The organism is Microlunatus phosphovorus NM-1 (assembly GCF_000270245.1).
Taxonomy (GTDB): Bacteria; Actinomycetota; Actinomycetes; order Propionibacteriales; family Propionibacteriaceae; genus Microlunatus; species Microlunatus phosphovorus.
The window spans coordinates 3,811,693-3,833,937 of record NC_015635.1 but is presented as its reverse complement, the minus strand read 5'-3'; the positions used below and the strand labels follow the sequence as shown (position 1 = coordinate 3,833,937).

The following is a 22,245-nucleotide window of genomic DNA, read 5'->3' as shown; positions in this document are numbered from 1 at the left end:
TATTCGCCGACCTGGAGCCGCTCCGGCACCCGGTCAGCTGCTCCAGCGAGACCAGGCCGCCTGCTTGGTGGTGCCGGTGATGTCGGCCACCTGGCTCCAGGATCCGGCAGCCGCCACCTGCCGGGCCGCCTCGCCGAGGCTGACACCGACGTACGTGCTCAGGTCCACCAACAGCTTGAACGAGCTGTGCGTGCCACGTCGCGCTAGCTCGGCCACTGCCTGCTGGGCCATCGTGGCAAGCTGCTGGTCATCCAGCTCCGACATCTGCTGGTAGGGGATCTCCGACATGAGCCCATTGTCGGGCAGGGTGCTTCAGGCGGCCACCAGACCACCCTCGCCCAGGGTCGCCGTGAACGTCTCGTCCCGGGACCCGAAGCCGCGGAGCCACCGCTGGCCGGGCCACCGGTACTCCAGCTGTTTCTCACCCACGTCGTAGACGGCGGTGTACAGCGTGCCGAACCCGGCGGCGTAGTCGGTCGTGTGCAGCGGTGGTCTGAGCAGCTCGGCAGCAACCATGTCAGGTGTCGACCCACGATCGACCAGATCTCGGAGGTGGTCCTGCCGCTCGACGCTGCGGTAGCGCGTCGCATGGTCGCGATCCAGAGGCTGGTCCCAGCGGTGGTTGGTCGCCATTGAGCGGGTGCGCAGCTCCACCTCTCGACCCGGCCCGACGTACGCGGTCGCGAACTGTCCGGAGCGATCCACCAGCGTGAGGTTGTACGACATCGCGACCGGCAGACCCCGCAGCGCCGCACGCGCCTCGTCGACGTCGTGGCAGACCTCCAGCAGGTAGCGCACGACCAGCGGAATGCCGAAGCCTGGGCCCGTACGCCGGTCGCCGCCGAAGGTCAAGGAGACCGCCAGGCCGGAGCCGTTCATGCCGTCGAGCAGCCCCCACAAGCAGTCGCCGGTGCCGATCACCGGCTGGAGGTAGTTGGTGCTGATGCTGACGCACTCGAAGAGATCCGGGTGATAGTCGTAGTTCCGCAGCAGAGTGGGGGACGGCTCGAGAACCGCAACCTGGCTGCAGGCGGCGGGCGCGAACGCGGGGAGGCGCCAGTGACTGAGCATTCTGGTGGCCACGTCGTCGAAGCCGGTCTGCCGCGACAGCCGGGCCCAGGTCGGTAGCAGCTCGGGCATGTGTCGGGCGAGTGACGAGGCGGCTTCGATCAGCGAAGGCCGGGCTTCCAGACCCTCGGACAGATACCAGCGGCGGTAGGCAGGCCAAGTCGCGTCGAACAAGGCACGCCAGCGGGGACCGGGACCAGGTTCGCAGATTCCGTACATCGTCAAGGTTTGCATGACGTCAAGTTGTACTTGACGATAGATCCAGAGTCAAGAGAACCTTGACGGAAAGCCGAGCGCAGCACGGCGACTGCAAGCGGACTGCAAGACTGGGCGCGCAGGCTCGGGTTTGGCAAAATGAACCGAGTCGAGGAGCCTGTGATGTCCCAACCGCCTGTGGTTGATCGCTCGCCGAGAGTGATGCTGCCGATGCCTGAGGTCTTCGGCTCAGTCGAAGATCTGCTGGTCGGCGCCACCAGCCGCCACCTAATCGAAGCGCCCGGTAAATCCGGGGCAGTCCTCGAGCGGGTGACGATCGGCGACACGGCGTACGTGGTCAAATACCTGGACCACGACCGCGACTGGTCGCTGCGGGCGGCCCGGGTGCCCGGCAGCCCGACCGTGGCACTGTGGCGGCGCGGGATCCTCGGCGCGCTGCCGGCCGAGATCGCCCAGCCGATCGTCGCAGTGGCGCACGATGAGCGCCGACCGGCATTGTCCGCATTGCTGATGCACGATGTCGGTCCATGGCTGATCCCGGCCGTCGACGACCCGATCACCGCGGAGCAGAACGAGCGTTTCCTCGACCACCTGGCCGCCCTGCATGCGGCCTTCTGGCAGACCACCCAGGACATCGATGTGGTCGCGCCGATCGATCGTTACCTCGAGCTCTCGCCGCGGATGGCGGCGGAGGAGGCAGCCCTCGAGCAGGAGCATCTGGTCCCACGGCTGGTCGCCCAGGGCTGGCCGCTGTTGGCCTCGGTCGCACCCCGGGCCGCAGCGGTCGTCGTACCACTCGTGCACGATCCGACGCCGTTGCTGGCCGCGCTGGCGACGACGCCGCAGACCCTCGTGCACGGCAACTGGAAGCTCGACAACCTCGGCATCGACGATGCCGGCCGCACCATCCTGCTCGACTGGGAGACCCCGGGGCGGGGAGCCGGCACGGCCGACCTGGCCTGGTATCTGGCGATCAACTGCCGCCGGCTGCCCGTCACCAAAGAGGAGGCCATCGATCTCTACCGCGCCGCACTGGAGCGCCGTGGCATCGACACCTCGCAGTGGTGGGATCGCCAGTTGGCGCTCGGACTGCTCGGCGCCCTGGTGCAGTTCGGCTGGGAGAAGGCCTTCGGTGGGTACGACGACGAATTGGCCTGGTGGGAAACGCGGGCCGTCGCGGCAGCACCGTTGCTGGCGTGACCGGCGCGATCGCGGACGCCTACGATCGTTCCGCCGATGCCTGGCGGCGGGGTCCCGCACGACTGTATGCCCAGCTGGCCGATGCCCTCCTTGATCGCTCGCCGGGCCTCGTCCGAGATCGGGTCGTGCTCGACGCGGCAGCCGGGACGGGAGCGATGGGAGACGCGGCCCGGAAGCGAGGAGCGGCCCGGGTCGTCAGTACGGATCTGGCGCCGGCAATGCTGTCTGCACCAGCCGTCGTTGCTGATCTGGTGCACTTACCGTTCCACGACGGCGCGTTTGACCTCGCCCTCGCCGGCTTCGTGCTGGGCCACCTGTCGAAACCGGAGGCAGGCCTGCGGGAGCTGCGCCGGGTCGCCGCCGGGGTGGTCGCGTCGGCGTTCGCCGAGGGCTGGAGTCATCCGGCCAAGCGAGTCGTCGAGCAGGTGCTCGCCGAGCGCGGCTACCGCCCACCGGCCTGGTATGTCGCCTTCAAGGAAGGCAGGGAGCGGTACGTCGGGGATCCCGCCCGGCTGATCTCCTTGGCCCGGGCCGCCGGCTATGCAGAGGTCAGGGTCGAGCAGTGCGAGGTCACCGTCGGAGCAGTAACGGCCGGCGATCTCGTGGCCTGGCGACTCGGCATGGCGCACCACGCGCCGTTCCTGGCGACCCTGAGCCCCGCCACCCGTCACACGGTACGGAGCGAGGCCGAGCAGCAACTCGCGGACGCACCTCCGGTGGTCGTGCCGGTCCTGGGGCTCATCGCGACCTGACCGCCGCGGCGGATCGCCACCGCTCGAGCTGCCGAGCTGCCCCGGCCCGCAACTCGTCGCCGTGGTCACCGGATCGGCGAGCGAGGTCGGCGACCAGTTCCTCCGACCGGGCCAGCCACCGCTCGTCCCCGAGCGCGGCACCAGTGCTGCCCGCCCACCACCACGCTTCGATCCCGACCGCACGCTCGACCCGACCGAGGTCTCGCCGCACCGCCGTGGTCTCGACCGGCTCGCCCAGCGCGTGCGCGGCCCGATGGACGAGGAGACGGGCACAGGCCTCGTACCGAGGGACAAGAGCTCGCGCCGCGGCGCTCGCCAGTTCCTCTGCCACGCGCAGCGCCGACTCGGGCTCGCCGCGGAGCAATTGGACCTGCGCTTCGAGCAACTGCAGCTTCATCGCCAGCCGCCACCCGAAGACGAGGTCGCCGACGAGCGCTGCCCGAGCCTGGTCGAGGAACCGCGCTGCCCGGTCGGGATCATCGGCTCGGATCCGTTCCTCGGCGAGGTCTTCGAGCGCGGCGACCAGAACCTCCGGGATCACCACGCCGTCGACGGCGTCGGCAGCCGCCTCCTGGTGCGCATCGACGCCGGCCTCGACCGCACCCAGGTTGCGCAGCACCCATCCGGAGAAGTTGACGCCCCGGCCGGCAAATCGCGGCACGTCGCGCCGCGCCACCTCGGCGGTGTAGTCGGCGAAGCAGGCCAGTGCCTCCTGAGCCCGACCGGCGGCGGCGAAGGTGTGCCCGGTGAAAAGCAGCGCGTGCATCGACGCGGAGGTGTGTGCAACGCCGATGCCGGGTCTCGTGGCCGGGCGGAGCAGCATCAGCGCCTGGTCGATCTCGCTGCGATGAGCGTGCAGCACGCCGCGCCAGGCGGCGGCCTCGAGCCGGTCCCCGCCCTTCGCTTCGTGCAGCGCAGCGTCCAGCTGTTGTCCGGCCCGGCTCAGCTCCCCGCGTGCGTGCAGGATCCGTCCGGAGGCGACCAGGCAGCGGGCACGGGAGGCCGCGTCCTCGGCGGCAAGGGCGCCGTCGTCGGCGTAGGACGCGGCGTCGTCGAAGCGTCGGTCGAAATACGCCGCCCAAGCGGCTGCCTCCCACCGCAGCGGGCCGGCATCGCGCGCGGCCACTGCGTCCGCTTCGGCGTCGCGATAGCGCCGCCGCTGGATCCGTACGCGGGCACGGGCGAGCAGGGTGGTGTCGTCCGCGGCCTGGGCGAGCGACTGGTCCAGCAGGTCTTCCGCCGTCGCGTAGTCGAAGCGCTCCGCCGCACGGTCGGCTGCGATCCGCAACCACTGGGCCGCGAGGTCGCGGTCGCCACCGAGCAGTGCGTGCTCGGCGACCATGGCCGGGTCCACGTCCCGGCGGCGGGCGAGGGCCCGCCCGGCCTCCCGGTGCAGGGCGGCGGTGCGGCCGAGACTCGTCCCGGAGACCAGCGCCGTCCGGACCAGGTCATGACGGAACCGCAGTCTGCCGGAGGTCTCCACCAGTAGCCCGCCGCGAACCGCCCGCTCCGCATCGGTGAGCACGTCCAAGGTGCCACGGCCCAGGATGCCCGCAAGCAGGTCGATGTCGAGCTCGTCGCCCAGCACCGCCGCCGTGCGGACCAGCCCGCCCGCCGATTGCAGCTGGTCGCACCGCGCCGTGAGCGCGGCGACGAGGGACTCGGGCAGCTCACCGGAGGGGACGCTCGCGAGCTCAGCGAGGAAGAGTGGGTGCCCGCCGGACCGGGCGTGCAGCTCGTCTGCTCGCTGTTCGCCGACCAGGGCCGCGACATGCGCCCGGTCCAGAGGGCCGAGCCCGACGTGATCGGTGACCGGCAGGTCTGGGCACTCTTCGGGGCGTGCGCCGAGAACGACGACGATCGGCAGGGGACGTCGGCGCAGATAGGTCAGCCAGTCGGCCAGCGTCGGGCCGGCCAGATGCGCATCGTCGATGACCACGACCGCCGCCCGGTCGCCCGCGATCCGGCCGATCACCCGGGTGACAGCGCCGTAGAGCACGGCGGGGCCCAGCGCCGGGTCGACCGATCTGGTGGTCGGCTCTGCCGTTCCCAGCAGCGGCGCGAGGACGGCCGCGTCTGCGCCAAGCAGCGCGCTGGTGTCGACCTCCCGCAGATCTGCGGCGAGCGCCGAGAGCAGGACGTCCAGGGGCGCAGCCCGGTCCAGCGGTCCACACGTCCCGAGGAGCACTCGGTCGCCGAGGGACCGCCGCTTGGCCGCCCAGCTGGTCAGCAACGTGGTCTTGCCGATGCCGGCCTCGCCGGAAACCAGCGCGACCCTGGGCACCCGGGTCGCGGCCGCCCGTGGCACCAACGAGTCGAGGTGGGCGAGTTGGCTGTCCCGGCCGACCAACGTCGGCACGGGCATCGCCGGCCGGGTGACCGGCAGATCGCCACGCAGGATCGCAGTGTGCAGTTCGGCGGTCTCCGCAGCCGGGTCGGTGCCGAGCTCGTCGGCGAGGGTGGTGCGCAGTGTGGCGTACGTGCTGAGCGCCTGGGCGGGTCGCCCACCTGCAGTATGGGCCAGCATCACGGCGCGGGCCGCCTGCTCATCGAAGGGGTCGGCAGCCAGATCGGCCGCGGCGAGGTCGAGCGCGTCGCGCCACTCGCCGGCAGCCAGCAGACCGGCGGCCGCGACCCGCCGGGCGCGCTGGACCAGGCGGGTTGCCGCAGCGTACTCGGCAGCGGCCCAGGTTGTTTCGGATCGCACCTCCGGCACCGATCCACCAAGCAGCGCGAGCACTGCCCGCGCTGCGCTCGCCGTGCCTGTCTCGCCCGCCTCGAGCCGCCGTTCCGCCTCGCGCACCACGACGTCCAACTCGACAAGATCGATCCAGTCGGCGCGCAGCCGGTAGCCCTGATCCGAACGTTCCACTCGGCTACGGCCGAGCAGACGTCGCACCCGGCTGGCGAGAACCGCGACCTGATCGTGGGGCCGGCTGGGTGGGATGTCGCCCCACAGTGCGTCGACCAACGCGTCGACCGGGACCGGACTGCCCCGCGCCAGGGCCAGGAGCAGCAGCAGGCTCCGTGCCTTCCTGTCCAGGTGTGCGACATCGAAGGCATTGACCGACAGTCCCCCGAGAACACGCACCGCGAGTTCGGTCACGTGGCCATCGTAGGACTGCTGAACGGCTCAGTGTTTGGCGTAGTTCGACGCGCCCCACCAGTCGACCACCACCGCCGGCTCGTCGCCGATCACCCACGCATCGTGGCCCTCGGGCAACGATGTGACATCCCCGGGTCGGGCGACCAGCTCGGTGCCGTCCGCCATCAGGATCCCGAGCTGGCCGCTCACGTGGTATTGGAAGTGTGGTGCCTCGCAGAGCTCGGTGCCGGCGATCGGCTTCACGTGCTCCGACCAGCGCCAGCCCGGCTGCAGGGTGAGCCGGCCGATCTCGGCCCCGCCGATGACCACCAGGTCGACGTTGCCGTGCTCGAACGACCGGGTCTCGTCGGGCCTTGCGAAGGTCTTCTGCTCGGTGTGCTGGTGGGTGCCACGGAGATCGTGGTCGTGGTTGTTCTCGGTGCTCATCGGGAGCCTCCTCGAGGTCAGTGACGACGCATCTCGCCGTCGTTCCCATGAGCCTGCACCCGCCGATTTGCAGCCACTTTGCAGCAGTTTCGACGATCTGGGCTCAGCCGGCGGCGACCCGTCCGACGGAGCCTGTTTTCGCGCGGCGCAGGCGACGCCGACGCAGTGCGGCGGGTGTGGTCAGCACGAGCGCGATGAAGACTCCGATGACGGCGCCCAGTCCGTTGGCGAGCAGGTCCCGTTCGTCGGGTACGCGGCCCGGAATGCTGCGCTGGGCGAACTCGATCGCGCTGGTCATCGCGAACGATGCCCCGAGGGCGACCCACCACAGGCGTGTGCCGAACAGCAGCATCAGGAACATCCCGACCGGCACGAACAAGGCGATGTTGGCCAGGAACTCCAACTCGCGGTCGTCGATCGACTCCAGGTAGCCGCGCCGGTGGAGGGCATCGAGAACCCGGTAGATGATGGAGATGTGCTCGGCCGCATAGGCCTGCGGGGTCAAGGTCAGCCAGGCGACGAACGCGAGGTATCCGCCGGTCAGCAGGCTCAGCAGGGGATGTCGGTGGAGCATCAGTCCAGTATCGCCAGTCCCGCGGGTCGGCACCTGGGGTGATGCTGTGAGTTTCGTCCCGTTGCCGTGGCTCGACCCCTCGTAGCCTCCGACGGCCACGATGCCGGTCCGTCACTGCGATGAACGCAGTCGATTCCACCACATCGACAGCCCGAGTGCGGTCGCGACCAGCAGACCGCCGGCCGCGGCGAACCACGACGCAATGTCCACCTGCTGGGTCACGACCGTCACGTGGCTGGGCAGGTCGCCGAGGGCATCGGCGAGCTGATCGGCGCTCTCGGCCCGGTAGTACTGTCCACCGGTCTTCTCGGCGACGGCTTGCAACGAGTCCTCGTCGATGACCAAGGGATTGCCGCCACCCGGTCGGCCGCCACCGCCGCCGCGCCAGCCGCCGCCAGTGCCCCAGCCACCTCCGGGTCCCCACCCGCTGGCCTGCTGCCCGGTGCAGACCAGCTGCGTCGGGGTGGTCGTGCCGAAGCCGATGGTGAAGACGCGCAGACCCCGAACGGCGGCGGCCTCCGCGGCCTCTTCCGGTTCGACGCCCTGGGTGTTCGCCCCATCGGTGAGCACCACGATGACGTCGGCCGCGTAGCCCACGCGCTGGGCATACTCGGCGTCCACGCCGCTGGGTGCCACCGTCGGGTCGACGTCGGCGATGCCGTCGATGGCGGTCAGGATGGCCGAGCCGATCGCCGTACCGCGCGAGGTGGTGAAGGCGTTGATCGCATCGATCAGCTGGTCCGGATCATTGGTCGGCGGGACCTGCATCGCGGCGAAGCCGGAGAAGGCGACCAGCCCGATCTTGACCTGGCCCTGCTGTGACTCGATGAAGGAGATCGCGGCCTGCTGGGCGACGGTCAGCCGGTTGGGCTCCACATCGGTGGCGCACATCGATCCGGACACGTCCATCGCGAGCATGATCGTCGTCGAGTTGGAGGCCACCGGCACCGTGGCCTGCGGCCGGGCGGCGCCGATGCCGAGCGCGGCGAATCCGAGCATCAGCAGCAGGGCTGGGAGCAACCGGGTCCAGCGGGTACGCCGGGGTAGGGCCGACCTCACCAGCGCGATCGAGGTCACCCGGACCGCGGACCGGCGCCGTCGCCGTCGCAGCAGCCAGGTCGCGATCAGGACGATCGGGATGATCAGCAGCGACACCAGTGCCCAGGGCCAGCTGAACGTCATCAGACCAACCTCCCCGTCGAGACGGCGGTGAGCAGGGTGCCGACGACCAGCAACGCCAGCGCGACACCGCTGAACCCGCCGGCCAGTGGCACCGGCTGCTTGGCCACGGTCAGCCGGAGGTCGATGTCGGAGGCGACGCCGTTGAGCGTGGTGCCGTCCAAGGCCGCGTGGTAGCTGCCGCCGGTGGTCTGGGCGATCGTGGTCAGCCGTGGCGTGTCGAGAGCGGTGTGCACCCGGAAGCCGTCGACCTCGACCGTCGTCCCGTCGACGGTGCCCACACCTACTGTTTCGATGTGGACGCCGGCATTCTGGGCGATCGTCGCGGCGGCGGCGACGTCGTCATCGCGATCGGTCCCGCCGGAGTCCTCGCCGTCGGAGAACAGCACGATCGTCGCGGAACTCCACGAGCCCAGGTCGGGGAGCTCACCGTCCTTGCCGATCGTCACCGACCTGCCGGTGATCGCGCTCAGGGAGCCGAGGATCGCGGCCGTGAGCGAGGTGCCGCCGGAGATCCGGAGGCTCTCCACCGCAGCCTTGGTCACCGTACGATCCTGGCCGGCGGCCGAGGAGGTCAGGGCGCCCTGGTCGAAGCCGACGACCCCGATGTCCACACTGTCCGGCTGGGCGTCGATGAACGCCAGCGCCGCCTCCTTCGCTGCGGTGAGGCGGTCCGGGGTGACATCGGTGGCCCTCATGCTGTTCGAGACGTCCATCGCGAGGATCACCGTGCCGGCGCTGCGCGCCACCGGGAGGGTGGCCATCGGACCGGCTGCGGCGAAAGCCAGCACGAACACCCCGGCCAGGGAGAACCACCGACCCAGGTGCCGTGCGCGCCGGCCGGTGATCGTGACCCCGGCCGCCGCCATGGCCGCCGATCGGCGCCGGCTCAGCAGGACAGTGCCGACGGTCAGCCCGATCGCCAGCAGCAGGCTGATCGCGAGAACGAGGGGATAGGAGACTCTCATGGGCCGAGCTTCACCGTCTCCGCCGCCGAGTCTCGCCGATCACCGCGAGCAGGGACTCGACGAGGTCGCTGTCCGTACCGATCCGATGCAGGGGCACCCCAGCCCGTCGCATCCCCGAGGAGAGGGCTGCGTCCCGCTCATCCACCCCATCGCGGAACCGCTCGCGGAACATGGGATCGGCCGAGTCGACCAGCAATTGCTCGCCGGTCTCCGCATCCTGAACGACGATCAGGCCGACCTCCGGCAGTGCATCGTCGGTCGCGTCCACCACCCGCAGCGCGACGACCTCGTTGCGGTGCGCCAACCGGATCAGTGGTCGCTGCCACTCGCCGGTGCCGATGAAGTCGGAGATCACCAGCACCAGGCATCGCCGGGCCAGCGTGGTGACCGTCTCCAGCATCGCGGCCAGATCGGTGGTGGTCGATGCCTTTCCTGGCAGAGGCCGGTCGAGCTCTCGGCCGATCCGTAGCGCCTGGTTGCGCCCGCTGCCCAGCGGCACGATCCGCACCTCGGCGGCGTCGTACAGCACCGCGCCGACCCGGTTGCCGTTGCGGCCGAGCATTCGGGCCAGGACCAGCGCGAGTTCGGCCAGCACCTCCTGCTTGCCCCGACCGGTGCCGCCGGCCGCCATCGAAGCCGACCGGTCCAACACCAGCCAGGTGGTGAGCTCCCGGTCTTCGGTGAACTCGCGTACCTGCGGCTCGTCCAGCCGTGCGGTGACATTCCAGTCGATGTGCCGGGCGTCGTCGCCTTCCTCGTACGCCCGCAGCCCGTGGAAGTCCCAACCGATGCCGCGCCGTGCGGTCCGGTATCCACCCTGCAGCCGCCCGTCGAGTCGGCGGACGATCCGCCACTCGAGGCGGTGCAACAGGCGATCCGGCGCGGTGAGCATGGTCTGTCGATCACCCCTGCAGCGCGACGTCGGGGGACGGTACGGCGCGGAGCACTCGGACCAGGATGGCGTCGGCATCGAGATCGTCGGCCAAGGCCTCGTACGAGAGCACGATCCGGTGCCGGAGCACATCCAGGGCCAGTTCGTCGACGTCGTACGGCAGCACATAGTCGCGGCCACGCAGGAAGGCCAGGGCACGGGCGCCGGTGACGAGGGCGATGCTGGCGCGCGGACTGGCACCGTAGGTCAGGTACTTGCTCAGGTCGGCCTGGCCGATGCTCGCCGGTGTTCGGGTGGCGGTGACCAGCCGTACGGCGTAGTCGACGATCGCCGGGTCGACGTAGGTCTGCTCGACACGACGGCGCATCTCGAGCAGGTCCTGCGGCGTGAGCATCACCTGCGGCTGCTCGGGCGGGACCAGGGCCCGCTCCACGATCGCGTGCTCCTCGGGAGAGGACGGGTAGCCGACGACGACCTTCATCATGAACCGGTCGACCTGCGCCTCGGGCAGGGGATAGGTCCCATCGGATTCGATCGGATTCTGGGTCGCCATCACCAAGAAGGGCTCCGGCACGGTGAAGGTCTCCCGGCCGATCGTCACCTGCCGCTCCTGCATCACCTCGAGCAGGGCGCTCTGCACCTTGGCCGGCGCACGGTTGATCTCGTCGGCCAGCAGCAGGTTGGTGAGCACCGGACCCAGCACGGTCTCGAACTCGCCGGTCCGCTGGTGATAGACCCGGGTGCCGACGAGATCGGCCGGCACCAGGTCCGGGGTGAACTGGATCCGCTGGAACTGTCCACCGATGGCGCCGGCCAGCGACTTGACGGCAAGGGTCTTGGCCAGGCCTGGTACGCCCTCGACGAGCAGATGGCCGCCGGCGAGCATGGCGATCGCCATCCGCTCGAGCAGGATGTCCTGACCGACGATGACGCGCTTGACCTCGTACAGCACCGGTTCCAGAGGGTTCGACGTCATGGCTTCCCTTCGTTGGTCGGGTTCATCTCGTTTGGTGGGCTGGTCTCGGATTGGCTCATAGCTGGGGACCTCTGTTGCCGGGGCCCTCGTCACCGTCGCCGCCGGCGAGCGCGGTGCCGATCGGCACCGCGAAGCCGATGCCGGCGAACGCGTCGTCCTTGCCCGGGTCGGCGATGGACACCACGACGCCGACGACGAGGCCCTGGGCGTTCAGCAGTGGGCCGCCGGAGCTGCCCGGATTGACGGCGGCGTCGAACTGGATCAGACCCGACAGGGTTCCGCCGGACGTCGTCTTCGTGGTCCGACCGAGACCCGACACCACACCGGTGGTCGTGCTGTCCCGCAGGCCGAGCGGGTTGCCGATCGCAACCACGTCGGAGCCGACGGCGATGCCGCCGCCGAGCACGGCAGGGACCACGACCTCGGGCAGCTTTGCCGGCATCAGCGTGGCGATGTCGGACTTCGGATTGGTGGCGGCAACCTTCGCGGTGGCCTTGGTGCCGTCGGCGAACAGGATCGAGATCCTGCCGCCGCCGGAGATCACGTGATGGGCGGTGAGCACGAGACCGCTGTCGTTGACGATCACCCCGGAGCCGAGCGATCCCTTCGTCGTGGTGATCAGCACCACCGACGGTGCGACCTGCTGATAGAGGACAGGGACTGGGAGCGGGGTGGCCGTCGACGGGGTGGGCGCCGGCGTGCTCGCTGTGTCGGCCGCAGGCGCGGTCGTGCTGGAACCCAGCTTGAACGCCAGCGTTGCGATGACGGCCATGGCGACCACGAGGGCGGCTGTTGCGGCGATCGTCCAGCGCCAGCTGGCTGGTCGGGCGACCCGGTCGCGTGTCGTGGTCCTGCCGACCTTTTGAGGGGGGTGCTGTCTCTGTGGTTTAGGTGTTCTCCGGGAGCGGCGTGGCGGGGATTTGCCGATCGTCATGACCTCGCCGGCGTACGGACTGTCTTCCCGGTCTCCGGCGTACGGAGTGTCTCCCAGGTCTGGTGAGGCCGGCGCGGAGGAGGCGGAGGAGGAAGGCGCGGCCGCGGAGTCGCCGCGGTCGGTCGGATCGGGGTGCTCAGCTGGGTCGGTGCGCTCCGCTGGGTCGGCGCCGGGCGCGCGGAACCCCCGCAGCCGCCCGGTGCCGACGGGGTCCATGAAGAAAGCGTAGGCACCTCGGATAAGGACGCCCTGTGTATGACCTGTGCATCTGCCGCCCGCGGGCCACGAACCTGCGGCGTCAGGTTCCGGAGGCGGGCGCCACTCCCGCTCGGGCAAGGAACTCCAGAGCGGCGGTCGCGACCTCGCGCCAGCCGTGATCGATGGTCAACGAGTGGCCACGGTTCGGCAGCTCGACGAACTCGGTGATCGCCTCGTTGTGCTTGGCCTGGATCTTGTAGGCGCTGTGCGCGATCGCGTACGGGACGGTGTGGTCCCGTTCGCCGGAGATGATCAAGAGCGGTCCGCGGTCCGGATTCTTGGTGTCGACCTTGGTCTCGGAGAACGGATTGAGGTTCGCCGTGACCGCCTGGAAGATCGGGAGTCCGGCGGCCGGTACGTGGAAGGTGTCGTACAGCTCATGCGCCTCGGCCTCCTCGAGCGCGTTGGCCCAGCCGAAGGTGAACTGTTCGAAGGTGAGGGTTACGGCCCGCCGGGTGTTGGCCGGGTTCCCCACCACGGGGAAGGCGCTCTTCAGCGCATCGGCCGGGATGGGGAGCACCCCCTGGAACGGTGCGGGATCGATGGCGACCGTGGCTGCGGCCACTCCCTCGCCCGCCACCTTCTGCGCCACCAGTCCGCCGAAGGAGTGACCGACCACCGCCGGTTCCTGCTGCAGGGCGGCGGCCGCCTCCAGGTAGTGATCTGTCACCTGTTGGACCATCTTCTTGGCGAACACCTCCGGTGTCTGCCGCGCCTCGGCGACGGTCTCCGGATCGTCCGGCCAGCCCGGCGCGATGGTCGTAAAGCCGGCTTCCTCGAACACACCACGCCACCGATCCCAGCTGCTCGACAGCAGCCACAGTCCGTGGATGAACATCACCGGACGCAGCCCGGCCCCGTTCGCCCGCTCGATCTCCGCCACCTCATGCTCCGTGAGAGTCATCAGGTCTCCTTCCGTGGTTCTCGCGTCGAGCGGAACAGCCGCCGACAGCCGGAGCGTAAGTCGAGGGCGGTCGGAGAGGCATCGGTCACGGGTACTCAGATTGTCTGGCGGTGCGACGTAGAGCGATGGGAAACTGTGCGGGTGCTGACGCCGCAGATCATCGGTCGTCGCTCCGAGCTGTCGCTGTTCGACTCCCTCTGCTCCGAGCTGCCCGACCGCGGTGCCGCGCTCCTGCTCGAGGGAGACCCGGGGTTGGGCAAGACCGCTCTCGTCGAGGAGTTCGCCCGGCGAGCTGCGGCTCAGTCGATGCAGGTGCTCAGGACCTCGGGCACGATCGTCGAGTCGGCGGTTCCCTTCGCCGGCCTGCATCTGCTGCTACGTCCGCTGCGGGACCGTTTCGCGACGCTTCCGCTGCCTCAGCGAGACGCCTTGGAGGTGGCATTCGGCGTCGTCCCCGGCAGCCCGCCGGCGCCCTTTCTCGCCGGGCTGGCGACGTTGACGCTGCTCGCCGAGGCTGCGGCGGAGCGGCCGGTGCTGGTGATCGCCGACGATCTGCACTGGCTCGATCCTGCCTCGCAGTCCGCCCTGCTGATCGCCGCCCGACGGATCGCCTTCGACCCGGTGATCGTCGTCCTCTCCGCCAGGCCGGGTCGGCGTGATGAGCCCGTGGGGCTGCGCCGGCTCACTCTGGCGCCACTGACCTTCATCGATGCCAACGCGCTTCTCGACCTGAGACCCGACCACCCTCACGGGGCCGCCCGGCGGATGCTGCTGGAACTGGCGGCCGGCAACCCGCTGGCCCTGGTCGAGCTGCCCGCCGCAGCCTCCACCGCGAACCCGCTGGAACCGGTGCCGCTCACCAGCCGCCTCGAGCGGGCCTTCGTGGGCCGGTTCACACAGCTCGAGCGCCCAGCGCGCCTCGCGGTCCTTGCCGCGGCACTCGATGATGCCTGCTCGGCCGCGGACGCGATCGCTGCCGCCGCCCGGACCGCGGGTCACGATCCCGATACCGCATGGCTCGACGCCGCTGCCGCTGTCGGGCTGATCGAGCAGCGGCCCGGCAGCTTCGGCTTCCGACATCCGCTCGTCCGCTCCGCCGTGCTCACCGCCAGCGGATCCGGCGAGCGCACCGAGCTGTATCGCGCCCTCATCGCGATCCACGCCGGCGATCCGACCCGTACGATCTGGTGGCGCGCGGAGCTCGCGGAAGCCGATGACGCTCAGCTGGCCGACGAGCTGGACGACCTGGCCGGGGTGGGTCTCGCCGGAAACGCCCCTGCCATGGCGCTGCGGGCCCTGCGGCGCTCGGCTGACCTCACCGCCGACCCCGATAACCGGTCCCGGAGGCAGCTCAGCGCGGCAGCTGCGGCGGCTCGGATCGGGGCGTACGACGTGGCCGAGGAACTGCTGGCGCGAGTCGAGGGCGACTCCGATGATGCGGCCATCCGGGCACAGGCCGCCTGGCAGCGAGAGCTGTTGCCCATCGAGCAGTCCGCGCTGGCGTCCGGCGACTTCGGTCCGGCGCTTGCCGCGATCGAGACGATGCAGAGTGTCGGCCAGCCCGACCGTGCGCTGGACGCCGTGCTCCATCTCGCCTCGATCGCGTGGCATCACTCCACGGCGCCCGAGCCGGGGGAAGTCCTGATTCCGGCGGTCCGCAGCCTGAACCTCGATCCGGACGATCCCCGCATGCTGCTGCTCGCCGCCGTCACGGACGCGCCGGGTCTGGGCGTCGAGATCATCGACCGGATCCGACGACGCGACCGCACGGCCGTCATCGATGCGGAGACGGCTTGGTTCCTCGGCTACGCGCTCAATCTGGCCGGGGAGATCGAGCACTCCCTTGCCTACTTGCGTGAGTCGGTAGGGCAGCTGCGAGAATCCGGACAGATCAACCTCCTTCCCCATGCGCTGATGGGCCTCTCATGGACCTGCTTCGTCGGCGGCAACCTCGTCGAAGGACGGGCTTACGCCGAGGAGTGCGTCACGATCGGCATCGATCTCGACGATCCGGGTCTCACCGCCGCCGCCGAGGCCGCCATCGCGCTGTTCGACGCCGTCGACGGAACTCCGCCCGACCCCGTGACGATTGCCGGTCGCTCACCACTTGCCGCGCATGCCCTCGACAGTCGCTCGATTCGCTCAACCCTCATCGCCGCTCGGGGTACGGCCGCACTGGTCGAGGGGCGGCCCGGCGACGCTCTCGAGCAACTCACCAAACTCACGAACCCGAGTGACCCGGCCTACCACGTGACCTTCGGCGTCGTCACAGCTCCCGATCTGATCGATGCCGCGCTGCTGGCCGGCGAGCGACCGCTCGCTCAGTCCAGGACCGAGGCCATCGAGACGCTTGCTCGGCGTTGGCACGCACCGCTGGTGCGGTCTGCCCTCCGCTACGCGCACCTCGCGCTGGTCGACGGGGCGGCCCTCGACAAGGCGGCGGATCAGCTCGATACCGACCCGCTGTCGATGCCCCTGGTCGACGCACGGGCTCACCTGAGCGCAGGAACTCGGCTGCGCCGGGCTCGTCACATCGCCGGCGCGCGTCATCACCTGCGCCGTGCTCTCGACGTATTCGACCAGGCGGGTGCGCGCCGGTGGGCCACCCGCTGTCGTGACGAGCTCCGGGCCACCGGGGAACGACTCTTGGATGAGCAGCCCTCGGGCCGCCACGTGCTCACGCCCCAGGAACTCCTCGTCGCGCAATTGGCCGCCGGGGGCCTGACCAATCGGGTCATCGCGGAGCGGCTCTTCCTGTCCCATCGCACCGTCGGGAGTCACCTGCACGCCGCCTACCGGAAGCTGGGTGTCGCCTCCCGCGACCACCTCAAGGTGGCGCTGGCCACCGCCGACGGCGGTTGAATCCGCCGACTCCCTCACTCTGACCAGCCAGCCACTTCGTCGTACTGAATCACGATCGGTACGGTGCAGATCGACACGCACGAAACACGCGGAGAACTGCGCAGAGACGAGGGATGAGATGGCCGAGGTCGTCCGGGGCCGGAACCTGCTGTACCTCTCCAAGGCGGATGTCATCGGCCTGGGGCTGTCCCGCCAGACCATCCTGGATCGGGTCTTGCAGGCGCTCGTCGAGCACGGGCACAAGCGGTACGAGATGCCCGCCAAGATCGGGGTGCACCCGTACCAGGACGTGTTCTTCCACGCCATGCCGGCGTATCTGCCGAGCATGCAGTTGGTCGGCATGAAGTGGATCGAGTGCTATCCCCGCAACCCCACGGAGTTCGAGCTACCGCAGACGACCGGGCTGCTGTGCCTCAATGACGTCGAGACGGGAGTTCCCGTCTGCCTGATGGATTCCGCGTGGCTGACCGCGATGCGTACGCCTGCCGTCACCGTGCTGATGGCCAAGCATCTCCACCCGGGTGCGCGGAGATTCGGAATGTTCGGGGCCGGCGTCCAGGGTCGTGAGCACGTGCTCTTCGCAGCCCACTATCTGGAGGGCCTGGAGGAGATCCTGGTCTACGACCGCTTGCCGGAGGTCGCTCACCGGATGGTCGAGGAGATCCAGCCAGGTGTCGACATCCCGATCAGGGTTCGCGGATCGGTCGAGCAGGTGGTCAAAGAGTGCGAGGTCCTGAGCTCGGCCACGATCGTGTTGCGTGAGCCGCTGTCGATCGCGAAGGACGAGTGGGTGTCGGCGGGTCAGACGATCCTCCCGTGCGATTTGAACACCTTCTGGGCGCCGGAGATCTCGCGTCGGGCGGACGCGTACATCGTCGACTCCACCGAGGAGCACGACCTGTTCGTGGAGATGGGCTACTACCCGGGCGGCAGCCCCCGGATCACCGCCGAGACCGGTGAGGTGCTGGCCGGTCTCGCGCCGGGCCGGACCTGCAGCGACCAGCTGGTCGTCAACAGCAACATCGGCATGGCTGTGGTCGATATCGCGGTCGCCTCGGCGATCCACGAAGCCGCTTTGGCGGCAGGTGTCGGTGCGCTGCTCGACCTGTAGCACCGGCCTGCTCGGTCCCGGCTATCCCGTCGGCTCGCCGGTCTGCCGAGTGAGTCGCGAGCGCAGCACAGGAATCGCCCACCCGAACAGATAGGCAGCCGCTACGCCGAGGACGGTCTCGCCCACCCGCTCGTTGACCTTGGCGACGGTCTCGTCGGTGTGACCGTTGAGGAGCATGACGAACACGAGCAGGGTGGTGAAGGCCGAGGTGATGTACCACCGGCTGCCGGCGGTGCCGGCGATCGCGCCGAGCATCGCAACACACACAAAAGCGAGCGTCGCATTCGATGGCTGAAGCCAGAGCAGGAGAACGGCGGCCAGGGCGCCGACGGTGACGGAAAGCACGCGGGCGACCCCGCGCTGCTGGAGCAGGTCCAGCTGAGGGCGAGCCACCAGCAGGCAGGCGGCGGGTGCCCAGCCGGGATGATCGAGACCGAGCGACGCGGCGATCGCGTACGTGAGTGCAGCGGCCACCCCCATCCGCGCGCCGTACCCCAGCATCGCGTGCCGAGGGGGCAGCGGTGTCTGGGGCCGCTCGGGTGCGGCGCGCTCGGGCCAGCACAGCGCGACGACCCAGGCGAAGGCGGCACCGGCGGTGAGGAGGGCGAACGTGGCGATGGACTCGGCGTAGTCGCCGTAGGACAGGCCGACGCCGACCATGGGAGCGCACAGGGCGAGGACGACACGTCCGGCGGATGCCATCGAGGCGGTGAGAGCCGCTGCCGCCACCGTGGCTGCCAGCAGCACCGCCGTTGCCGGCATCGGCAGGTGCGACAGCAGTCCGCCTACGAACACCGAGGCGCCGGCCAGCGTGCCGATCAACAAGATCCTGATCCGCTCGCGGCGTCGAGCGGGGATGCCGATGATGGCGGCAGGGAGCACACCCACCGCCAGCGGTACGCCCAGTGCGGGGTCGATCATCGCCACCACGGCAGCCGGAATCGCGTACACCGCACCGACCAGGGCGTGTCCCCACGACCAGGTCAGCCCTGGCGGCTGACTCCGCTGCCCCGGTTCGCTGGTGCTCATCCGACGGGACCAACCTCGCCGACGGGCGTTGCCATACCGGAGAGCATAGTGATCCCGACCTCGCTCTCCTCGGTGCCGGGCCGGCCCGCGGGCTGCCAGTAGGGAAATGATTCAGGCGGGCTCGAGTGGCTCTGCCTGGTCGCCGGTCAGCCAGCGTGCCCAGAACGCCCCCGGATCGCCTTCGAGCAACAGGGCGCGGACCAGCAGGGTCGCCGGAATGGCCAGCACAGCGCCGATCGGCCCGAGAACGATGCTCCAGAACACCACCGAGAAGAAGGTCAAGGTCAGACTCAATCGGACTGCGTCGCTGACGAACTTGGGCTGGATGAAGGTCTGCATCACCATGTTGATCACGCAGTACGCGATGACCACCGCCAGAGCGTCAGCCCAGCCCCCGGTCAGCAGCGCGAGCAGCGCCGGTGGAATCAGCGCGATGACGAACCCGATGTTGGGGATGTAGTTGGTGACGAAGGCCAGGATCGCCCAGAGCATCGGGGCCGGCAGCCCCAGAACGACCAGCACGATGCCGTCGAGAACCGCGACCACGGCCCCGAAGACGGTGTTGACCAGCAGATATTTGCGGACAGACTGAGAGAACCGCGTCAAGGTGTCGATGACGCCGGCCTTGGTGTCGGCGAAGCGTCGGTAGAGGGCGCCGAACGTCCCCGCGTCCGCCGCCATGAACACGATGTAGGCGAGGACGAAGAAGAACGCCGTGCTGGCGCCCAGCACGGCGCTGCTGACTGCGCCTGCCAGTCCCAGCAGCTTGGCCGGGCTGATCGACCCGAGCATGGTGCGGGCGCTCTCGGCGTCCAGGCCGATCTGGCTGATGATCGGCACCAGCTGTTCCTCCAGTGCCGTGAACCGGTCCGCGTACTGGGGGAGCAGATCGACGAACTGGGCCACGGCGATGACCAACAGCAGTCCCATGATCACCAGGATCAGGTACGCGACCACGATCACCGCCGCCGTGGCAAGCCAGGACGGGACGCCGCGGCGCTCGAGCGGACGGCGAACCGGGTGCGCCACCATGACCACGAGTGCCGCGACGGCAAGGGGGCCGATCACGCCGCGGGCCAGATACAGCCCGGCGATCGTGATGGTCGCGGTGGCCAAGGTCAGCAGCACGCGGCTGGCTGGACTCAGCCCGGTATGGCTGGCCGGTTCACGGTCAGCGCGCTTGGCTGCCGTCGTGGGATCGGTCATCTCCTGGCTGCGCCCTTCGTACGTAGGGTCCGGTTCCGGTTCGATGGGAACGCTACTCATGGCGTGCCCTGATCGATTCACCCTGCGAAGGTGATTCCGTTCACCGGCGGGTCGGTAGGGTGCTGAGAAAGGTGGCCCTTGTCGACGTGGAGAGTGAGGCTGCAATGGCGACGTTGACGGCGTGGAAGTTCGATCGACCAGACGGTGCGTCCCTGGCGATGCGGACGTTGCGGGAGTTGGACGATGAGGGTCTCATCAGAGTCCAGGAGGCGGCCATCGTGGAATGGCCGGTCGGGCAACGACGGCCCAAGACCCGCCAGATCGGTGACCTGACCGGCGAGTACGCGCTGGGCGGCATGTTCTGGGGATTCCTGTTCGGCATCTTGTTCTTCATGCCGGTGATCGGCGCCGGAGTCGGTGCCGCGGCGGGAGTGATCAAGGGCAAGCTGGAAGACGTCGGCGTGGACGACGACTTCATCGACAACGTGAAGGAGCAGGTGACCGAGGGAACCTCCGCGCTGTTCCTGCTGACCTCGGGCGCGGTCGCCGATCGGATCCGGCAGCGTTTCGTCGGCACCCACCTGGAGTTGATCGAGTCCAATCTGAGTGCGGAGGACGAAGCGGCGTTGCGGGAGCGACTCGGCCTCGACTGAGGGTCCGATAGGTCAGGTGTGACAAATGTGCGGCTCAACGACGCCAGAGGTCGCGACACGCCGTGTCACGCTGGTTGAGCCGCAGGTTTGGCCCGACTGCCGACCTCGTCAGTCGTCGAGATCGACAACCTCGAAGCCCAGGATCTCGACGTTCATGCCACGACGCTTGTCGTCGTCATGACCGCCGGTGGGACGGGCCGAAGACCACGCCTGGTAATCCTGCTGAGAATCCCACCTGGTCACCACGAAATAGCGGTCCTCGCCGACCGTGGGACGCAGCAGCTCGAACCCCTGGAACCCCGCAGCGGCGTCGACCGCCTTCTTGCGAGCCCCGAACCGCCGTTCGATCTCCGCCTGGGCCCCAGGCGGGAAGCTCAGGGCAGTGATGTTGACGTACGCCACGATGGTCCTCTCTGATCACGGCTGGTTAGGCCACCCTAATTCGACACTAGTCCAGGTCAGCCGGTGGCCACTGTTCGAGGGTGGCTCGGGCGCCGTGGGTGTGGAGTTCACGAAGGGCTGCGGTGTAGAGAGCTGTGAACCTGGCGTCCTCGCGCAGGGCGCCGAACAGGCTCTCGTCCGCCAGGAACAGCAGCGGCTCATCCAGATTGTGTTCGGCCCGGGCCTGGACCGCGGCCCGTCGCTGATCGACGACGTCGATCGGCTGGCCCTGCTCGTCGACGCCTTCGGCATAGCGGGCCCAGGAGGCCACCACGAGTGCGGACCGGTGCACCGGTCCGCCGTGGGCGAGTTGGTACTGGATCACCGGCACCAGGAACTTCGGGATCCGGTCCGAGCTGTCCGTGCACAGCCGGGCCAGAGTGTCGGCGACGTACGGGTTGGCGAACCGCTCGATCAGCTGGGCTCGGTACGCCGCCAGGTCCACACCCGGCACCGGATCCAGGCTCGGCGTGGCCTCCTGCTCCATGTAGCCGAGTAGGAACTCCGCAAACAGCGGGTCCTGGGCGGCCTCGTGGGCGTAGCGATAGCCCGCCAGGTAGCCGAGATAGCCCAGCGCCTGGTGACCGGCGTTGAGCAGTCGCAGCTTCATCAGCTCGTACGGCGCAACCTCGTCCACCACCTGGACGCCGGCGACCTCGAACGGCGGCCGCCCAGTGCAGAACTCGTCCTCCAGCACCCACTGCAGGTAGGGCTCACACACCACCGGCCACCGGTCCTCGAGGTCGAACTCGACCGTCAGCAGCGCTCGGTCGGTGTCGGTGGTGACCGGGGTGATGCGGTCGACCATCGAGTTGGGGAACGCGACGTTTGCCTCGATCCAGGCTCCGAGCTCGGGGTCGCGCAATCGGGCGAAGTCGGTGATGACGTGGCGGGCCAGCGTGCCGTTGCCTTGGATGTTGTCGCACGACATCACGGTGAACGGCGCGATGTCGGCCGCCCGCCGGCGGGCGAGCGCCTCGACGATGAAACCGAATGCGGTCGCCGGCACCGCCCCGGGAACGAGATCGGCCCGCAACGCATCGTCGAGGTCGAGCTCACCGGTGCTCTGGTCGACGTGATAGCCACCCTCGGTGATGGTCAACGAGACGATCCGGATCGCCGGGTCGGTCAGTGCCGACAGCACCGCCTCCGGGTCGTCGGGTGCGAACAGATAGTCGATGATCGAACCCACTACGTGTGGTTCCAGGCTGCCGTCGGCGTGCTTGACCAGGACGGTGTAGAGATAGTCCTGATCGCGGAGCGCGTCTCGCATCGCCGCATCGGGTGGCAGCAGGCCTATCCCGACGATGCCCCAGTCCATCGCCAGCCCCTGGTTGAGCAGCCGATCGACATAGACAGCCTGGTGGGCTCGGTGGAATGCCCCGACGCCGATGTGGGCGATCCCTCCTCGCACGGCCGCGAGATCGTAGCCAGGCACCTTCACTGCGCTGTCCAGAGAAGACAACGTGCTGCGATTGAGCTTGCTCATG

At 69.2% G+C, this 22,245-nt stretch carries 20 protein-coding genes; 5 read left to right on the top strand and 15 right to left on the bottom strand.

The genetic code is table 11. From position 1 onward, the window contains the following. Nucleotides 1-33: 33 nt before the first annotated feature. Both MLP_RS17135 and MLP_RS17130 read right to left on the bottom strand, forming a co-directional pair. Nucleotides 34-288 carry a hypothetical protein gene (locus tag MLP_RS17135; RefSeq protein WP_013864418.1) on the bottom strand — a complete coding sequence of 85 codons (255 nt, stop codon included), beginning with the start codon at nucleotides 286-288 and terminating at the stop codon, nucleotides 34-36. A gap of 24 nt (nucleotides 289-312) precedes the next feature. Then, nucleotides 313-1,302 (bottom strand): C45 family autoproteolytic acyltransferase/hydolase, encoded by a 990-nt coding sequence (locus MLP_RS17130; RefSeq protein ID WP_013864417.1) that lies wholly within the window; start codon nucleotides 1,300-1,302, stop codon nucleotides 313-315. Nucleotides 1,303-1,446: 144 nt separating this feature from the next. Between MLP_RS17130 and MLP_RS17125 the strand changes: the two genes are divergently transcribed. After that, on the top strand, nucleotides 1,447-2,484 hold the full coding sequence (locus MLP_RS17125) for a protein kinase family protein (RefSeq protein WP_197536428.1): 1,038 nt from the start codon (nucleotides 1,447-1,449) through the stop codon (nucleotides 2,482-2,484). Further along, nucleotides 2,481-3,236, top strand: coding sequence for a class I SAM-dependent methyltransferase (locus tag MLP_RS26575; protein WP_013864415.1), 756 nt, complete (start codon nucleotides 2,481-2,483; stop codon nucleotides 3,234-3,236). Before MLP_RS17125 ends, MLP_RS26575 begins: the two co-directional genes overlap by 4 nt. On the opposite strand, the gene MLP_RS17115 is transcribed toward MLP_RS26575, so the two are convergent. The 9 genes from MLP_RS17115 to MLP_RS17075 all read right to left on the bottom strand — a co-directional run bounded on the left by MLP_RS17115 (nucleotide 3,223) and on the right by MLP_RS17075 (nucleotide 13,453). Continuing rightward, complete coding sequence (locus MLP_RS17115) at nucleotides 3,223-6,342, bottom strand: ATP-binding protein (protein ID WP_013864414.1); 3,120 nt, start codon at nucleotides 6,340-6,342, stop codon at nucleotides 3,223-3,225. The genes MLP_RS26575 and MLP_RS17115 overlap by 14 nt on opposite strands. Nucleotides 6,343-6,369: 27 nt before the next feature. Continuing rightward, nucleotides 6,370-6,768 (bottom strand): cupin domain-containing protein, encoded by a 399-nt coding sequence (locus tag MLP_RS17110; protein ID WP_013864413.1) that lies wholly within the window; start codon nucleotides 6,766-6,768, stop codon nucleotides 6,370-6,372. A gap of 103 nt (nucleotides 6,769-6,871) precedes the next feature. Continuing rightward, nucleotides 6,872-7,342 (bottom strand): VanZ family protein, encoded by a 471-nt coding sequence (locus MLP_RS17105; protein ID WP_013864412.1) that lies wholly within the window; start codon nucleotides 7,340-7,342, stop codon nucleotides 6,872-6,874. Between the two features lie 111 nt (nucleotides 7,343-7,453). Then, nucleotides 7,454-8,524 (bottom strand): vWA domain-containing protein, encoded by a 1,071-nt coding sequence (locus MLP_RS17100; protein WP_013864411.1) that lies wholly within the window; start codon nucleotides 8,522-8,524, stop codon nucleotides 7,454-7,456. Further along, a complete protein-coding gene (locus tag MLP_RS17095; RefSeq protein ID WP_013864410.1) occupies nucleotides 8,524-9,489 on the bottom strand; it encodes a VWA domain-containing protein in 966 nt (321 codons plus the stop codon). Before MLP_RS17095 ends, MLP_RS17100 begins: the two co-directional genes overlap by 1 nt. A gap of 10 nt (nucleotides 9,490-9,499) precedes the next feature. Further along, nucleotides 9,500-10,381, bottom strand: a complete 882-nt coding sequence (locus MLP_RS17090; RefSeq protein ID WP_013864409.1) for a DUF58 domain-containing protein — start codon at nucleotides 10,379-10,381, stop codon at nucleotides 9,500-9,502. A 10-nt stretch (nucleotides 10,382-10,391) separates the two neighbouring features. Further along, a complete protein-coding gene (locus tag MLP_RS17085; RefSeq protein ID WP_013864408.1) occupies nucleotides 10,392-11,357 on the bottom strand; it encodes an AAA family ATPase in 966 nt (321 codons plus the stop codon). A gap of 55 nt (nucleotides 11,358-11,412) precedes the next feature. Further along, a complete protein-coding gene (locus MLP_RS17080) occupies nucleotides 11,413-12,507 on the bottom strand; it encodes a S1C family serine protease (protein ID WP_197536427.1) in 1,095 nt (364 codons plus the stop codon). A gap of 82 nt (nucleotides 12,508-12,589) precedes the next feature. Continuing rightward, nucleotides 12,590-13,453, bottom strand: coding sequence for an alpha/beta hydrolase (locus MLP_RS17075; protein ID WP_013864406.1), 864 nt, complete (start codon nucleotides 13,451-13,453; stop codon nucleotides 12,590-12,592). Nucleotides 13,454-13,594: 141 nt separating this feature from the next. On the opposite strand from MLP_RS17075, the gene MLP_RS17070 reads away from it, so the two are divergent. Beyond that, on the top strand, nucleotides 13,595-16,315 hold the full coding sequence (locus tag MLP_RS17070; protein WP_172641589.1) for an AAA family ATPase: 2,721 nt from the start codon (nucleotides 13,595-13,597) through the stop codon (nucleotides 16,313-16,315). Between the two features lie 118 nt (nucleotides 16,316-16,433). Then, a complete protein-coding gene (locus MLP_RS17065) occupies nucleotides 16,434-17,426 on the top strand; it encodes an ornithine cyclodeaminase family protein (protein ID WP_013864404.1) in 993 nt (330 codons plus the stop codon). Nucleotides 17,427-17,447: 21 nt separating this feature from the next. Here the strand turns inward: MLP_RS17065 and MLP_RS17060 are convergent, their stop codons facing one another. Together MLP_RS17060 and MLP_RS17055 are read right to left on the bottom strand one after the other, a co-directional pair. Beyond that, nucleotides 17,448-18,455: an FUSC family protein gene (locus MLP_RS17060; RefSeq protein WP_013864403.1), complete on the bottom strand. Its 1,008-nt coding sequence runs from the start codon at nucleotides 18,453-18,455 to the stop codon at nucleotides 17,448-17,450. A gap of 111 nt (nucleotides 18,456-18,566) precedes the next feature. Next, entirely contained in the window at nucleotides 18,567-19,661 is a 1,095-nt protein-coding gene (locus tag MLP_RS17055) for an AI-2E family transporter (RefSeq protein WP_013864402.1), read from the bottom strand. Between the two features lie 164 nt (nucleotides 19,662-19,825). Between MLP_RS17055 and MLP_RS17050 the strand changes: the two genes are divergently transcribed. Then, nucleotides 19,826-20,314 carry a DUF1269 domain-containing protein gene (locus MLP_RS17050; RefSeq protein ID WP_013864401.1) on the top strand — a complete coding sequence of 163 codons (489 nt, stop codon included), beginning with the start codon at nucleotides 19,826-19,828 and terminating at the stop codon, nucleotides 20,312-20,314. Between the two features lie 108 nt (nucleotides 20,315-20,422). Here the strand turns inward: MLP_RS17050 and MLP_RS17045 are convergent, their stop codons facing one another. Together MLP_RS17045 and MLP_RS17040 are read right to left on the bottom strand one after the other, a co-directional pair. Next, the gene (locus tag MLP_RS17045; RefSeq protein ID WP_013864400.1) at nucleotides 20,423-20,716 is read right to left on the bottom strand and encodes an antibiotic biosynthesis monooxygenase family protein; all 294 of its coding nucleotides are present in this window, start codon (nucleotides 20,714-20,716) and stop codon (nucleotides 20,423-20,425) included. Between the two features lie 46 nt (nucleotides 20,717-20,762). Next, on the bottom strand, nucleotides 20,763-22,244 hold the full coding sequence (locus tag MLP_RS17040; protein WP_013864399.1) for a mannitol dehydrogenase family protein: 1,482 nt from the start codon (nucleotides 22,242-22,244) through the stop codon (nucleotides 20,763-20,765). Nucleotide 22,245 lies beyond the last annotated feature (1 nt).